General features: G+C 68.1%; 9 protein-coding genes and 1 tRNA gene. 1 reads left to right on the forward strand and 9 read right to left on the reverse strand.

From position 1 onward, the window contains the following. Positions 1-170: 170 nt before the first annotated feature. The 5 genes from ACYVLQ_RS07395 to ACYVLQ_RS07415 form a co-directional block, all read right to left on the reverse strand. The gene (locus ACYVLQ_RS07395) at positions 171-5,069 is read right to left on the reverse strand and encodes an NAD-glutamate dehydrogenase (protein ID WP_460696634.1); all 4,899 of its coding nucleotides are present in this window, start codon (positions 5,067-5,069) and stop codon (positions 171-173) included. A gap of 275 nt (positions 5,070-5,344) precedes the next feature. Beyond that, positions 5,345-7,021 (reverse strand): energy-dependent translational throttle protein EttA, encoded by a 1,677-nt coding sequence (gene ettA / locus ACYVLQ_RS07400; RefSeq protein WP_460696635.1) that lies wholly within the window; start codon positions 7,019-7,021, stop codon positions 5,345-5,347. A 63-nt stretch (positions 7,022-7,084) separates the two neighbouring features. After that, on the reverse strand, positions 7,085-7,582 hold the full coding sequence (gene ssb, locus ACYVLQ_RS07405) for a single-stranded DNA-binding protein (RefSeq protein WP_460696636.1): 498 nt from the start codon (positions 7,580-7,582) through the stop codon (positions 7,085-7,087). Positions 7,583-7,771: 189 nt separating this feature from the next. Next, on the reverse strand, positions 7,772-8,728 hold the full coding sequence (locus ACYVLQ_RS07410; protein ID WP_460696637.1) for a serine/threonine dehydratase: 957 nt from the start codon (positions 8,726-8,728) through the stop codon (positions 7,772-7,774). After that, complete coding sequence (locus tag ACYVLQ_RS07415; RefSeq protein ID WP_460696638.1) at positions 8,725-10,764, reverse strand: cytochrome c oxidase assembly protein; 2,040 nt, start codon at positions 10,762-10,764, stop codon at positions 8,725-8,727. The genes ACYVLQ_RS07410 and ACYVLQ_RS07415 overlap by 4 nt, the downstream gene beginning before the upstream one ends. Positions 10,765-10,951: 187 nt before the next feature. Between ACYVLQ_RS07415 and ACYVLQ_RS07420 the strand changes: the two genes are divergently transcribed. Beyond that, positions 10,952-11,025: transfer RNA gene (locus tag ACYVLQ_RS07420), tRNA-Arg, on the forward strand. Here the strand turns inward: ACYVLQ_RS07420 and ACYVLQ_RS07425 are convergent. From ACYVLQ_RS07425 to ACYVLQ_RS07440, 4 genes are all read right to left on the reverse strand, one after another. Continuing rightward, positions 10,994-12,718 carry a recombinase family protein gene (locus tag ACYVLQ_RS07425; RefSeq protein ID WP_460696639.1) on the reverse strand — a complete coding sequence of 575 codons (1,725 nt, stop codon included), beginning with the start codon at positions 12,716-12,718 and terminating at the stop codon, positions 10,994-10,996. The genes ACYVLQ_RS07420 and ACYVLQ_RS07425 overlap by 32 nt on opposite strands. 125 nt (positions 12,719-12,843) lie before the next feature. Then, positions 12,844-13,083 (reverse strand): hypothetical protein, encoded by a 240-nt coding sequence (locus ACYVLQ_RS07430; protein WP_460696640.1) that lies wholly within the window; start codon positions 13,081-13,083, stop codon positions 12,844-12,846. Positions 13,084-13,503: 420 nt separating this feature from the next. Further along, complete coding sequence (locus tag ACYVLQ_RS07435; protein WP_460696641.1) at positions 13,504-14,613, reverse strand: TRM11 family SAM-dependent methyltransferase; 1,110 nt, start codon at positions 14,611-14,613, stop codon at positions 13,504-13,506. Further along, on the reverse strand, positions 14,571-15,263 hold the full coding sequence (locus ACYVLQ_RS07440) for a hypothetical protein (protein ID WP_460696642.1): 693 nt from the start codon (positions 15,261-15,263) through the stop codon (positions 14,571-14,573). The genes ACYVLQ_RS07435 and ACYVLQ_RS07440 overlap by 43 nt, the downstream gene beginning before the upstream one ends. Positions 15,264-15,474 lie beyond the last annotated feature (211 nt).

Here is a 15,474-nt window from a genome sequence, read left to right on the forward strand (position 1 = left end):
GTTGGCACAGCGGCCGCGTCGCCCCCTACCGGCCCCTACCGGCCCCTATCGGGGACCGGTAGGGGGATCGATAGGGGGCGGGCCTGGGGACCGGTGAAAGTCCGACAGGAGGTCGGAGACGCTTGGGGATCGATAAGGTGGTCGGGAGGTGGTTGGAGATCTGTGCGTATTCAGCGGACCTCGGCTTGGGCGCCTACGCCGCTGACCATGCTGCGGACCTGGCGGGCTGCTACCGACAGGGTTGCCAGGTCGTGGGTGCCGGATTCGAACAGCTCCGCCAGGGCGGCGCGGGCGCGGCCCAGGCGGGACTGGTTCTTCGACTCCCAGTAGGCGATCTTCTCTTCGGCCGTCTCCTCCGGATCGCCGCCGGACAGCACGTCCAGCGTCAGTGAGCGCAGTGAGCCGTACATGTCGTCGCGCAGCGCCAGTCGGGCCAGCGCGTGCCAGCGGTCGCCGCGCTCGAGGTGGCTGACCGCCTGCAGCAGCCAGTCGATCTTCAGGTGCTCGTTGAGCGCGTAGTACAGCGCGCCGACCTCCTCACCACTGCGGTCGGTGATGTCAGCGATATCCACGACATCCATCAGCGGGAACAGGTTGAGCAGCCCGAACACCTCGGTCGCGAGTGCCTCGGGAACGCCGCGGTCGATATGTTTCGCCGACTGCTCCTCGAGCGAATCGACGTGGTGCCCGCGCAGCCAGCCCGGCACCTTCGGCGCCAGCTCCCGCACCGCCCCGCTGTACCGATGGATTTCGGCACCGACCGCGATCGGCTGCGGTCGGTTGCTCAGCAGCCAGCGCGAGGCCCGGTCGAGGGTGCGTTTGGTCTCCAGCTCCAGATCGTCCTTCACCGCGGTGGAGATGTCGGCCGCGCGGATGCGGCTCCAGATCGACGACAGGTCGAAGATCTCGTTGGCCGCGGCGAACGCCCGCACGGCGTCGGTGGCGCTGGCACCGATCTCCTCGTTGAGCCGATGCGCGTAGGTGATCCCGCCGAGATCCACCATCTCGTTGATCACCATGGTGGTGACGATCTCGCGGCGCAGCCGATGCCGCTTGATCGCGGCGCCGAACCGCTCGCGCAGCGGCGTTGGGAAGTACCTCGGCAGCCGGGCCGAGAAGTACGCGCTGTCGGGCAGATCCGAATCGAGCAGATCGGTTTTCAGCGACAGCTTGGCGTGCGCCATCAGATTCGCCAGCTCCGGCGAGGTGAGCCCGGCACCGGCCTCGGAGCGCCGCTTGATCTCCGGATCCGACGGCAGCGCCTCCAACTCGCGGTCCAGCCCGCGGCGGGATTCGAGGTCGGCGATCAGGCGCTTCTGCACGTTCAGCATCCGCGGCGCCTCGGCCCGCGACATACCCATCAGGAAATTCTGCGAGACGTTGTCCTGCAGCACCATGTCCGAGACCTCGTCGGTCATCGAGGCCAGCAACGCATTGCGTTCGGCGGCGGGGAGTTCACCGGCGGAGACCACCCCGTCGATCAGCACTTTGATGTTGACCTCGTGGTCGGAGCAGTCGACACCCGCCGAGTTGTCCAGGGCGTCGGTGTTGCACTTACCGCCGCTGCGGCAGAACTCGATACGGCCCAGCGCGGTGAGGCCGAGGTTGCCGCCCTCCCCGATCACCTTGACCCGCAGACTGTTCGCATCGACCCGCACCGCGTCGTTGGACTTGTCGCCCACCTCGGCGTTCGATTCCGACGACGCCTTGATGTAGGTGCCGATGCCACCGTTCCACAGCAGCCCGACCGGCGCCCGCAGTATCGCCCGGATCAGCTCCGGCGGCGACAGCGACGTGACGTCGTCGTCCAGCCCGAGAGCGGCCCGGGCCTGCGGGCTGATCGGCACCGACTTGACGGTCCGATCCCACACTCCGCCGCCCGTGCTGATCAGCGACGTGTCGTAATCCCGCCACGAGGAGCGCGGCAGCGCGAACATACGCTCCCGCTCCGCAAACGACTGCGCCGCATCCGGATTCGGATCCAGGAAGATATGCCTATGGTCGAACGCGGCCACCAACCGAATGTGCTCCGACAACAACATCCCGTTACCGAACACATCACCCGACATATCACCGACACCCACCACAGTGAACTCCTGCGACTGCGTATCGACATCCATCTCGGCGAAATGCCGCTTCACCGACTCCCAAGCACCCTTGGCCGTGATCCCCATCGCCTTGTGGTCATAACCCACCGAACCACCCGACGCGAACGCATCACCGAGCCAGAACCCATACGACCTCGCCACCTCATTGGCGATATCGGAGAACGTCGCGGTCCCCTTGTCGGCAGCAACCACGAGATAGGTGTCGTCACCATCGCGACGGACCACTCGTGCGGGCGGCAACACCTGACCCGTCGCCTGATCCACGTTATCGGTCACATCCAGCAGGCCGGAAATAAACGTGCGATAGCACGCAACACCCTCCGCCTGCAGCGCCTGACGATCCGCCGCCGGATCACCGGTCGTCGCAGGCGGATGCTTCACCACGAATCCACCCTTGGCACCCACCGGCACGATCACCGCATTCTTCACCGCCTGCGCCTTCACCAAACCCAGGATCTCGGTACGGAAATCCTCCAGCCGATCCGACCACCGCAACCCGCCGCGCGCCACCGGACCGAACCGCAGATGCACACCCTCCACCCGAGGCGAATACACGAAGATCTCGAATTGCGGCCGCGGCTTGGGCAATTCGTCGATCTCACCCGGCTCGACCTTCAGCGACAGGTACTCGCGCGACGCGCCGTGCTCGTCGGTCCGGTAGTAGTTGGTGCGCAGCGTCGCCCGCATCAGGCTCAGAATGGCGCGCAGGATGCGGTCGGCATCCAGGCTCACCACCTCGTTGATGCGCTCGGCGACCGCGGCCTCCAGTTCCGCCGCGCGGTCGGGCGAGGCCGAATCCGGATCGAACAGCGCCGCGAAGAGGTCCACGAACAGCCGCGACGCATCGGGCGAAACCAGGAGCACCCGGGCGATATTGGCCTGACTGTAAGGAAAGTCGGCCTGCTGCAAGTACTTCGAGTACGCGCGCAGGATCGACACTGTGCGCCAGTCCAGGCCCGCACGCAGCACCAGCTCGTTCAGCGCGTCGGCCTCCGCGCGCCCGTACCACAGCGCGTCGAACGCGGCGGTGAACCGTTCGCGCAGCCCGCGCTCCTGCGCGTGGAGCGCGTCCAGCCGATCCGAGGTCTCCACCAGCTCGGCGTCCATGTTGCGGTCCAGCGACACTCGCAACAGGTCGGGCCGCGCCTGCAGGCCGAAGTCGTAGATCCAGACCTCGCGGCCGTTCTCGAACTGCAGCTTGTACGGCCGCTCGTCGACGACCTCCACGCCCAGGCTCTGCAGCAGCGGCAGCACCTGGCTCAGCGAGATGCCGCCACCGATGTAGAGGGTGAAACGCCATGAGCCGGGGGCGGATTCGGGACGCCGGTACAGGTGCTGGTCGATCTGGCCGGGCGCCAGCCGCTCCAGCCGCACGATATCTGCGAGGGCGCGACCGGCCCGGAAGTCCTCCTTGTAGGCGTCCGGCAGGGCGGAGGTATAACGCTGCACCACGGCCGGATCCAGCACCGTCGAGGCGGCGACCTCGTCGCGCAGGTGATCGTCCCAGGTGCGGCTGGCCTCGGCGAGCAGTGCCTGGATGCGCAGCCGGTTCGGCTCGGACACATCCACCGGCGTGCCCGGCTCCGGCAGGCGCACCGTGAAATACACGCTGGCGAGCTCGCTTTCGGAGACCCGGGCCGAGTAATCGATCGAGACGCCACCCAGCTCGCGCACCAGGATGTCCTGGATCTCCAGCCGGACCCGGGTGGTGTAGCGGTCACGCGGCAGATAGACCATGCAGGCCACGAATCTGCCGTAGGAATCCGAGCGCAGGAACAGCCGCACCTGCCGCCGCAACCCGACGTTGAGCACCGCACCGGCGGTGTGGCGCATCGTCTCCACGTCCGCGGAGAACAGCTCGGTGCGCGGGAAGGACTGGATCACCTCCAGCATCGCCTGCCCGGAATACGATTCCAGCTCGTGGCCGCTCTGCTCGACCACCGCGCGCACGCGCCGTTCGATCACCGGGATGTCGAGCACGTTCTCGTGCATCGCGGCGACGGTGAACACGCCGATGAACAGGTGCTCACCGGTGATCGCGCCACTGGTGTCGAATTCGGCGACGCCGACGAAGTACGGATACACCGAGCGATGTACGGTCGCCGGGACCAGCCCCTGGGTGAGCAGCAGCAGCGGGCGGTCGCCGCCGTCGACCGGGACGCGGAAGTCGGTGCCCACGTCCAGGCGCAGCACGCCGAGGCAACTGTCCGGATCCACAACGGATTTCGCCTGCACCCCGCCCGCGGCGGGGCGCTGGTAGCGCGCGTAGCCGAGCACGGTGAAATGTCCGTCCGCCAGCCAGCGCAACAGATTCGCGCAGTCGACGAGATCGGTCGGCGAGAACGGCGGGGTGCCCTCCTTGGCCGCGAGCTCGAGCATCTCGGCCAGCCCGTCCTGCACGCCGCGCATGGCCTTGGTGTCGCCGATGACCTGGCGCACGTCGGTGAGCACGTCGGAGACGCCGGTCTCGAGCTCGGCGAGCAGCGCGGGGCTGGTCGACGGGTGCAACTGCACGTGGATCCAGGATTCCCGCAGAGAGCCCGCGCCGTTGCCGGCGACCTCGTGCGGAACGGCCGATTCCAGAGCGCCCTCGGCGTCGCGGGTCGACTCGAGAATCGGGTGGATCACCTCGCTGATGCTGACGCCGTGCCGACTGAGATACGCCGTGACCGACTCCACCAGCAGCGGCATATCGTCGGTGACCATCTGCACGGCCGCCCCGAGACCGGCGCCGTCGTCCGGGTGGTACACCCGCACCCGCGCCTGCCCGGGCGGGCGGTGCATGCCCAGCTCGAGGTGTCGTCGGAACACGAGGCTCGAACCGCCCGTGATCGCGACGTCCACATCGCCGGCGTCCACGTGGCGGAAGTACGCCTCCTCGAGGTTCGCCAGTTCGCCGCGCAGCTGCGCCGGCAAACCAGCGGCCCACGCCGCGCTGGACATTTCGGACGAGACCGTCATTTTCTTCGCCAACTCCTCGGATTCGGTTCCGCAACAAAGTGACGCCGGAGTCGAGAGTAGCTGGACGCCCGAGGCGCCGCCGAGGAATCCTCCCAAACCGGCGGCGCCGCCGGACAGTCCGAACGGCACGGTTGGTACGACCGCACCAGCACGCCACCCGAACTTCCAGGTAGCGCGCGACAGACGTTGCGCCAGTTGTTATTTGACGCCCGTCCCACTATGACGAATCACACTGTTTGCTTGTCGATAACCCGCGAGTAACCGCGGCGCGGGCCCTAGTCGCGAGTGAGCTTGCGGTGGGTGACCCGGTGCGGACGTGCCGCCTCCGGCCCCAGCCGCTCGATCTTGTTGGCCTCGTAGGCCTCGAAGTTGCCCTCGAACCAGAACCAGGCGGCCTCGTTGTCGTCGTTGCCCTCCCACGCGAGGATGTGCGTGCAGGTGCGGTCGAGGAACCAGCGGTCGTGGGAGATGACCACCGAACAGCCCGCGAACTGCTCGAGCGCGTTCTCCAGCGACGACAGGGTCTCGACGTCGAGGTCGTTGGTGGGCTCGTCGAGCAGGATCAGGTTGCCGCCCTGCTTCAGCGTCATCGCCAGGTTCAGGCGGTTGCGCTCACCACCGGACAGCACACCCGCGGGCTTCTGCTGATCCGGGCCCTTGAAGCCGAAAGCGGACACATAAGCGCGTGACGGCATTTCCTGGCTGCCGACGTGGATGAAATCCAGTCCCTCGGAAACGACCTGCCACACCGTCTTGTTCGGGTCGATGCCCGCGCGGTTCTGGTCGACATAGCTCAGCTTGACCGTGTCGCCGATCTTCACCGTGCCGCTGTCGGCCTGCTCGAGCCCGACGATGGTCTTGAACAGCGTCGACTTGCCGACACCGTTGGGGCCGATGACGCCGACAATGCCATTGCGCGGCAACGTGAACGACAGATCCTTGATCAGCTGCCGGTCGCCGAAGCCCTTGTCGAGGTGCTCGACCTCGACGACCACATTGCCCAGGCGCGGACCGGCCGGAATCTGGATCTCCTCGAAGTCCAGCTTCCGCATCTTCTCGGCCTCGGCCGCCATCTCCTCGTACCGGCCGAGGCGGGCCTTGTTCTTGGCCTGCCGCGCCTTGGCGCCGGAACGCACCCACGCCAGCTCGTCCTTCAGCCGCTTCTGCAGCTTCTGGTCCTTCTTGCCCTGCACCTCCAGGCGCTCGGCCTTCTTTTCCAGGTAGGTGGAGTAGTTGCCCTCATAGGGGTAGGTGCGGCCGCGATCCAGCTCGAGGATCCAGCCCGCGACATTGTCGAGGAAGTACCGGTCGTGGGTCACGGCCAGAACGGCGCCCGCGTACTGGGCCAAGAACTGCTCCAGCCACAGCACCGACTCGGCGTCGAGATGGTTGGTGGGCTCGTCGAGCAGCAGCAGGTCGGGCTTGCTCAGCAGCAGCTTGCACAGCGCGACGCGGCGGCGCTCACCACCGGACAGGTTGGTGACCGGCTCCTCCGGCGGCGGGCAGCGCAGCGCGTCCATCGCCTGCTCCAGCTGGGAGTCGAGATCCCAGGCGTCGGCGTGGTCGAGGTCCTCCTGCAGCTTGCCCATCTCTTCCATGAGCTCGTCGGAGTAGTCGGTGGCCATCAGCTCGGCGATCTCGTTGAAGCGGTCCAGCTTCACCTTGATCTCGCCGAGGCCCTCCTCGACGTTGCCGCGAACCGTCTTCTCCTCGTTCAGGGGCGGCTCCTGCTGCAGGATGCCGACGGTCGCGCCGGGGGCGAGCCAGGCGTCGCCGTTGTTCGGCTGATCCAGCCCCGCCATGATCTTCAGCACGCTCGATTTACCGGCGCCGTTCGGACCGACCACGCCGATCTTGGCGCCGGGGAGGAAGTTCAAGTTCACGTCATCGAGGACGACCTTGTCTCCGTGCGCCTTGCGAACCTTGCGCATTTGGTAAATGAACTCTGCCATGTGCATCACCCTAGTAGTTCCGAAGCGATCGACTTTACCCGGCTGGCGAATTCCCCCAGGTAGTCAACGAGTTTGAGCGGCTCCGGCCCCCTGTCGGCCGGGGTCGGCCGGGGCGGCGGCGAGAGGCTCCCCGGCGACGGGCTCGACCGGTCCACCGTCGGCCGCAGGCTCAACGGCCGGGAACTCGGCGGAGTTCCCGGATCGGCGGCGCGTCACGGTGGCCGAGCAGCGGCCCAGATCCGGGCCGACCGCGCTGGCCCGCATCTCCAGATCGTGCCGCTCCGCCCCGTCCCGGGTGCGGTACTCGTTGGTGCGCAGCTGCCCGTAGGCGATGACCGGATCGCCCCGGCGCAGCGAGGCGTCCACGCCCTCGACCAGGCGCCGCCAGCAGCTGATCGTGATGAACAGGCTGCCGTTGTCGACCCATTCGCCGCGGTCGCGGTCGAAGCGCCGGGCGGTGCTGGCCACCCGGAAGGTGACCACCTGCTCCCCGCCGGGCAGGCTCCGCCGCACCGGATGCGTGACCACCGTGCCGATGACGGCCGTATTCGCCTCGTACATGATTCCACCCCTCGACAAGTCGGCCGAATCGGCCATTCGGACCCCGGCGACCTCGAATCCCGGCCGCCCCCTCCGTTCCGGAAGCACCTCCAGCCTGCTCGATCCGCCGCCCGCGCGACAGCCCGAATCCGGTTCTGGGGATGGAATTCCGGATTGTGAATACCCGATGTTCCGGTTGCTCGGGTCGCGCTACATCGTCGCCAGGTCCGTGTTGGCCCCGCACAGGACGATCACCGGCCGCTCCCCCGGCTCCGGCACGTACGCCCCGCTCTGGATCGCGGCCAGCGCCGTCGCGCCCGCCGGTTCCACCACGATCCGGAACTCCCGCCACAGGTATTCGCGCGCCATCGCGATCGCATCGTCGGTCACCAGCACCGAGCCCATCGAATACCGGGTCGCGACCTCCAGCGCGATATCGCCGATCCTGGTGGCGCCCAAGGCATCCGCGGCGATGCTGTTGACGTGCACGTCCACCGGTCGCCCCGCGGCCAGCGCGGCGTGCAGGGTGGGCGCGCCCTTCGGTTCGACGCCGACCACCCGCCCGCGCAGCCCCTGCGCCGCCGCGATCCCGGCGGCCAGCCCGCCGCCGCCCACGGCCACCAGCACCGGCGGCCGCCCGCGCACCTGCCGCTCGATCTCCAGCCCCACCACACCGGCCCCGGCCACCACGGCGGGCAGGTCGTAGGCGTGCAGCTGCAGCGCCCCGCGCTCGGCGACGAGGGCGTCGGCGAATCCCCTCGCATCGGCGTAAGTCGTTCCGTGCCACAGCACTTCGGCGCCGTAGGCCCACATCGCGGCCACCTTGGTGTGCGGCGCCGACTCCGGCACCACCACCGTGCACGCGCGGCCCTGCACGGCGCAGGCCAGCGCCGCGGCGATACCGGCGTTCCCGCCGGAGGCGATGACGACGCCGCGCCCGTCGTCGGGGACGTCCAGCAGCGCGTTCAGGCTGCCCCGCACCTTGAAGGTGCCGCCGTGCTGCAGGTACTCGAGCTTGAACGTCACCTTGACCGGCCCGTGCGGACCGGTCACCTCGGTGTGGAACACCGGCGTGACGCGGACCCGGCGGCCCAGGCGCAGCCGGGCGTTCCGCACGTCGGACCGGTACAGCCGCTTCACTTTTCGCGTCGGCGACGCCTCGGTCACGGCTTGACCTCCCGGTCCCGCCGCGCCAGCTCGGCGTACATGGCATTGTGCGCGGCGAGATCGGCGTCGTGATCGCGCTCGGCGGCCCGGTCCAGCCGCTTGGCCATCCGATCGTCGCTGCGCGACCACTGGATCAGCAGCGCCAGCATCACCAGCACCAGCGGAATTTCGCCGCTTGCCCAGGCCAAGCTGCCGCCGGTGCGCTGATCGCCGAGCAGATCGGTGTTCCAGTTCAGGCCCAGCGAGCGGTAGAACCAGGCGCCGAGCACGGTCGTCATGCTCATCAGCGCGACGCCGAAGAAGGCGTGGAACGGCAGCGAGCCGAACACCATGCCCACCTTGGTCAGCGGCTGCACCTGCCGCGGCTTGGGGTCGATGCCGAGCACCACCCAGTAGAACAGGTAGCCCGACAACAGGAAGTGCACGTTCATCGCCAGATGCGCGCCGTGCGAATCGACCACCGCGCCGAAGATGCCGCCCAGATACAGCGCGTAGAAGCCGATGACGAAGAACGCCGTCGCCACCGCGGGCTGGGTCATGAACCGCGACACCGGATTGTGCACGGCGGCGAGGATCCACTCGCGCGGTCCGGGCGCGGAATCGCGACCCGACGCGGGCAGCGCCCGCAGCGCCAGCAGGACCGGGCCGCCGAGGGCGAACAGGATCGGCGCCAGCATCGACAGCAGCATGTGCTGGGCCATATGCACGCTGAACATCGCCGGTGCGTACCGGCCCACCCCCGAGCTGGTGGCGAAAAGCAGTGTCGCGCAACCGGACAGCCACGCCGCCGTCCGGCCGACCGGCCAGGTGTCACCACGGGCGCGCAGCCGCCGCACCCCGCCGAGATAAAGCACAGCAAGCACGATGGCAAGGGTCCCGAAGATCAGGTCGAAGCGCCAGTCGAACAGGATCCGCGCGGCCGTCGGCGGCCCGGCCAGGTGGTATCCGAGCTCCACCTCGGCAGGCGACGGAATCTGTTTCAGGTCCGGCGGCGGGGTGCGGCCCAGGCCCACGGCGAGTCCGACGGTGGCCGCGAAGACCAGCGCCTCCACCCCGGCGTAGCGGATCAGCGCGGCGCGGTCGCGCGGGTCGGCCCGCAGCGCCGGGACCGCGATGCGCCGCTGGAAGAACCCGATCACGCCGAGCGCGCACAGCGCGACGGTCTTGGCGATCACCAACTGCCCGTAGGTGGTGGTGAACAGGTCGCCCCACGGCACGCGCACCCACGCGTTGATCACGCCACTCACCGCGACCACCGCGAACGCACCCGTCGCCACCAGCGAGTACCGATGCGCGGCCAGGCCCGTGTGGGTACCGCCGCGCACGGCGTAGGCGAGCACCGCGAACAGACCGCCCACCCACAGTGACATCGCCACCAGATGCAGGATCAGGCTGTTGGTGGCGACATCGTGCGAGCCGCCGGAAGAGGAGTGCCCGGTGAGCGCGACCGGCAGTAGGCACAGCACCGCCCAGCCGAACAGCGGCGGCGTCCAGCCCCAGCGCAGCGCGAGGCGGCACCCGACCGCGAGCGCCACCGCCATGCAAGCCGTTGCCCGCCAGGATCCCGCGACCTCGACCTGGGAGATGGAATGCCAGACCTGCTCCGGCCGCAGCACCGCGCGCACGGGTTGCCCGGTGGTGTCCGACAGCGTCAGCGGCACCAGCAGCAGCGCCGCGCCCGCCCACCCCAGCGCCGCGATCCCGGCCCGATGCAGCGCCCGGTACCCGCCCACGTCCAGCAGTCCACTACGCTGCGGCGGCGTGAGGAATGCCGCGAACAGCAGCGACCCGATCGCCACCGCCGCGCTCAGATCGGCGATCGCGCGGACCACCGGCAGACCGTAGGTGGTCAGCGGCCCCGGATCGGGAATGCCGAGCAGCGTCAGCGCCTGAGCTGCGGACAGGCTCACCACCAGGGGCGCGACGAGCGCGGCCAGCGCCGTGGCGACGGCGGTCAACACCGGGAGCATCGCCACCGACTCCGACCGCACGGCCTGGGAATCAGGTTCGGCGGACGGGTCCTGCGGCGACGACATGCGGCCCAGCCTAGTTCGATTCCCCCACCCCCGACCGCCCCGCCCCGACGCCCGCACCGGCCGCTGTGACGCTGCTGACATGCCCGCGAGTTGCCCGTCGGCTGCCGAGACCCCTTCTGGACGCTCGCTATACTGAACTCGCTGGACACCGTGCGGCGAACGCGGCATGGTGTGTGGTGCCTGCAATGCCTCCGTAGCTCAGTTGGATAGAGCAAGGGCCTTCTAATCCCTAGGTCGCAGGTTCGATTCCTGCCGGGGGCACATCGAACATGGGAACGGCACCGCCGCGCGCTGTGTGGCGTGGCGGTGTTGTTTTGTGTTGGCGGGTTGTGTGGTTGTTGCGGGTGAGCGGGATGACTACTGCATCGTGTGCGCTGCGGTGTGCGGCGGCGATGGTCTGGCTGGTGAGGGTGATGCGGTAGGTCACGCGGTTGTGGGTTTTGTTGTAGCGGATCTCCAGTCGTAGGGCTTCGAACAGCGCTCGGGCGAGGTGGTCGGGAAGTTGCTCCACCCTCGTGTACCCAGTCGGCAGGGAGTCAATCAGTGCCGGGTTCGGGGTGAGCATCTGTTCGGCTTCCAGCTCGGCGAGACGGTTGCGGAGCTGGGCTTGCTGGTCGCGGAGTTCAGCGCGACGTTCGTTGATGTCGCGGATGAGTTCCTGGTCGGGTTCGTCGACCAATTCGAGGCTGCGAATCAGCCGTTTGCCCTTGGTTTCGATGTCGGCGATATCGCGGTGCAGAGCGGCCAGTTGCTGGCAGCGGTCGCGGCGGGTTGTGGCATCGATGTCGCTGGTCGTGAGAAGGGTCCGGCGGTAGTCGCCGAAGACGTGCTGGTTGAGGAAGGTGTTGAGGTGTTCGGTCACGGCGTCTTCGCGGACGAAGAACGATCCGCCGGTGGGGTGCCCGTCGGGAATGTAGCCCTTCTTGGGGGCACACACGTAGTAGGCGGACACGCGGCGGGTTTTGCCGAACATGCGGCGGTCGCAGTGGTCGCAGCTCAGGTAGGAGCGGTACAGGTAGGAGCGTTTCGTTTGCGGGTGCGAGTTGAGCCCGGAGGTGCGCCGTGACGGGTCGCGGCGGGTGCGGCTTTGCTGCACGGCCAGGAAGGTCTCGATGGTGATGAGGGGGTCGTGGACGGGGCGTTCGGACCACACCCATTCGGTGGGTGGGTTGTATTTGCCGCCGTTGCTCTTGCGGGCCCGGCGGTTCCACACCATGTGGCCGGTGTACTTCGGGTTGCCCAGGATCTCGCGCACGTTGGAGATGGTCCAGCGGCCGACGGCTCGACCGGGATCGACCGGGACCGGGGGCGGATTCAGTGATAGGTCGAGGTTGAGACGGTCGGCGATGGCTTGGAACGACAGCCGTTCCTCGACCCGCCACTGGTAGATGCGCTGCACCACGGGTGCTTGGTCGGGGTGGGGTTCGAGCAGTGTCTTCTTCTGTCCTTTGGCGCGTTTGGCCGGGACCGGGTGGGGGGCGAGTTTGGCGCGGTAGCCGTAGCAGGCTTTGCCGACGTTGTACCCGGCTTCGGTGTGCACGGCGAACCCGTCCCAGGACTTCTCCAGCATCTCCAGCACGTAGAACTCGGCGATGCCCTGCTTCACCCGCCGCGTCAACACCTGGGTCGCGAGCTTCTCCTTGCGGCTACCAGGACGGGTGAGACGGAACGGTTCGTCGGCGGCCAGCAGCCGCACACCGGCGCGCTCGAGCCGATGCTCGATATCGGTGCCGGTGTGGGTGCGGCGGGCGATGCGTTCGATCGACTCGCACATGACGTAATCGAAACGGCGGTCGGGCCGTTCGGCCTCAGCGAGCAGATCCTGGATGCCGCCATCGCGTGGGACCGAGATGTCGAACTGTTCGTGACTGGCCGAATGCCCGCGATCGTCGAGATCCATTCGGCCGGATTCGACGTCCCAGAACGCGGCAGTAATGGCCCCACCGTCGGGCACCGCGAGTTGACTATTCGAATACTGGCGCGGGATCGACAGCGTCGGGTCCTGCAAGTCCGCGGTGGAGGTGCGGCCCGCGAACGCGATCCGATACGTCTCTCCTCCACCGTCGAGACGGGAGCGGGTTACGCCGCTTCGTCCTGCCCATTCGCGGAATTGCTCTGGGCCATTTGCCATTTGGTGACCTCCCACAGTACCCGCGCTTGCAGACCGGCAAGCATCTCGCCTTCCGATCCATCCGCGATCCGAATCTCGATGTCCGCGTCGGGAACTGCCGCATCGAAAGACGACGACCCAGTGACACTCCGGTTCAGCGAATCCAAATCGACCGGGGCCGAGGCGGATTCGCGCGACGTGTCAGCCATTGCCACTCCTTCCGGAACTGTCCGCGTCGATATCCCGATGACCGTGCCCGTACGCCGGTCTATCAACGCTCCCTACACATCGAGTCGTCAAGCGGACCTCCTCTGGTCTGTCCGGTAGCCCGGTGCCGGAGGCATCGGATCGGTTCCCCCAGCTGGCGGAGGTGCCCGGTCCCCGGCGGTACCGGGGCTCACGGTCGGCCGCTACGCCACCAGCGCACCAGGGCAAGGGTTCACCGTGCGAACCGCCGCGAAAATCGGCAATCGCCACCGTCGGGGGCCCGCAATGGCGGCCCTGTCACCGGGATGGCGACCCCGCCGCTGCCGACCGGGATTCGGCCGCAGCGACTCCATCCCGGATTCGGCCGGACCCGACAGTGGTTCGCGCACCCGCGCACCGATGCGCGGGTGCGCCCGTGCGGCTCATGCCGCCAGGTCCCCAGGATGCTTGCCAACCCACGGGTCCACGTCCGAGAATGAAGCCGATTCATCCTTGGGTTCCCGCTGAAGATGCCTCAGATTCCTTGAACCCGAACGCTTCTCATGCTTCTGCAGGATGATCACGTCTTCATGCGCTATCAGGTGGACCGGCAGCCCTGCGTGGCGGCGTTTGACGATGAAGTCGCGTTGGAAGAAGCTGCTGCGGGCGACGAGGTCGTTGTCCGTGAGTCGTCCCAGTAGTGCGACGCATCGCTCGACCGGGACGAGTCCGGCCAGCCCGCCGCAGGCGATGAGGTGCGAGGGTAGGTCGACCAGTTCGGAGTGCTGGCGCCAGGGCCGCGCGGTGATCACTACAAGTCCGCCGGGTTTCAGGAATTCGGCGGCGCCGGTGAGGATCTTGGTGAATCCGCTCAGCAGTCGGCCGATGCCGACGTTGGCGAGGTTGCCGCGGTCGAGGACGGCCCCGTACCGGTGGTCGAATTTGCGGACGGGTTCACCGGCGCCGACCTTCACGTGGCCGTGGACGGAGTCTCCGTACGGGGGCGAGGTGATCACTAAATCCACCTGACCGCGCAGTTCGGCGGGCAGGAGCGCGAGGAGTTTGCGGGCGTCGCCGGTGTAGACGGCGGCATCGAGATCGATGCCGGTTTCGCGGGCGAGTTCGATGTTGGCGCGGGCGAGGTCGGCCCAGCGGGTCTCGTATTCCACGCCGACCGCGCGGCGCCCGGCGTGGAGGGCCTCGACGAGGGTGGTGCCGATGCCGCACATGGGGTCGAGTACGAGGTCGCCGGGCTGGGTGTATGCCTCGATGGCGTGGGTGACGATGGCGGGCAGCATTTTCGCCGGGTGTTTGGTGCTGTCGGTGTGGTAGCGGCCGGAGCGTTGTTTCGCGGGTGCGGATTGGGCGGTCGCCCACACTGACACGGCGGGTGCGTCGCCGGTGGTGGGGGTGTCGGGGTGGTCGGGGGCGGCGGTCACGGTGAGGCCCCTTTCGTTCTTGGTGGGGTGGGTGGGTCCGGCATCGAGGTGCGGGTGCGGGCGGAGGCGAGTCACGCGGCGAGGTCGGCGGTGTCGCCGGGCTCGTAGGTGCATTTCATGAGCACGAGCACGTCGGTGTGCACGACGGCGTGGTGTGGCCGCCCGGTGACGTCGTCGGCAGCGTCAACGGTGGTGCTGTCGGCAACGGTGTCGCCGGTGATGGGTGCGGCGACGATGTGCTGGAGGAATAACAGGTCGGCGGCCTGGGCGGCGGTCACGACCGCGCCGGTGGGGTCGAGCAGCGTCCCGTCGGGGGTGTGGGTGCAGCGGGTGAATACGACGAGTAGTCCGCCGCCGGTCAGTCGTGCCGCGGCGAGGTCGGCGATCCGGGCGCCAGCCCCGGCGGGGTCGTCACAGTCCGGTAAGAGGCTGGCCAGGACGAGGGCGGAGTCCTCGGCCGCCGGGGGTGTGCCGCTGTCGCTGCCGGGGTGGTCGAGCAAGGCGTGCCGGTCGAGGCTGTCGATGACTGTGAGCGCGGCGTCGGAGCCGGCGGGCAGTACCCGCAGTCGTTTGCCGGTGGCGGGCAGGGCGAGCAGGACTTGGTCGCCGGGGCGGGAGAACTCGTGCACGGCGCGGGTGAGGAGCGGGTGCGGCCAGCGGCTGGTAGGCGGGATCGGGTCGGGTCCGGCTGCCCAGAGGGTCGACGGGATGTCGGCGGCCGGGGAGGCGGTGCGGTGGCGCGGGGCGCGGGCGGGCTGTGGCATGGGCGGTCGCTCCTGATCCGGTGGCGGGCAGAGAATGTGTGTGCTACCGATATCCGGTTTCAGGCCGCTTTTTCGGCACGCGGTCGGGACAATTTTTCGGGGCAGCAATACGGCGAGGGTGATCACGGATGGAACTGCGCCGTCGTCTCGGGTAGCACAGTAGGGTGCGGGGAGTTTTTTCGGATTTCTTTTGTAGCGGTTTCGCCGTCGC

The organism is Nocardia thraciensis (assembly GCF_054782435.1).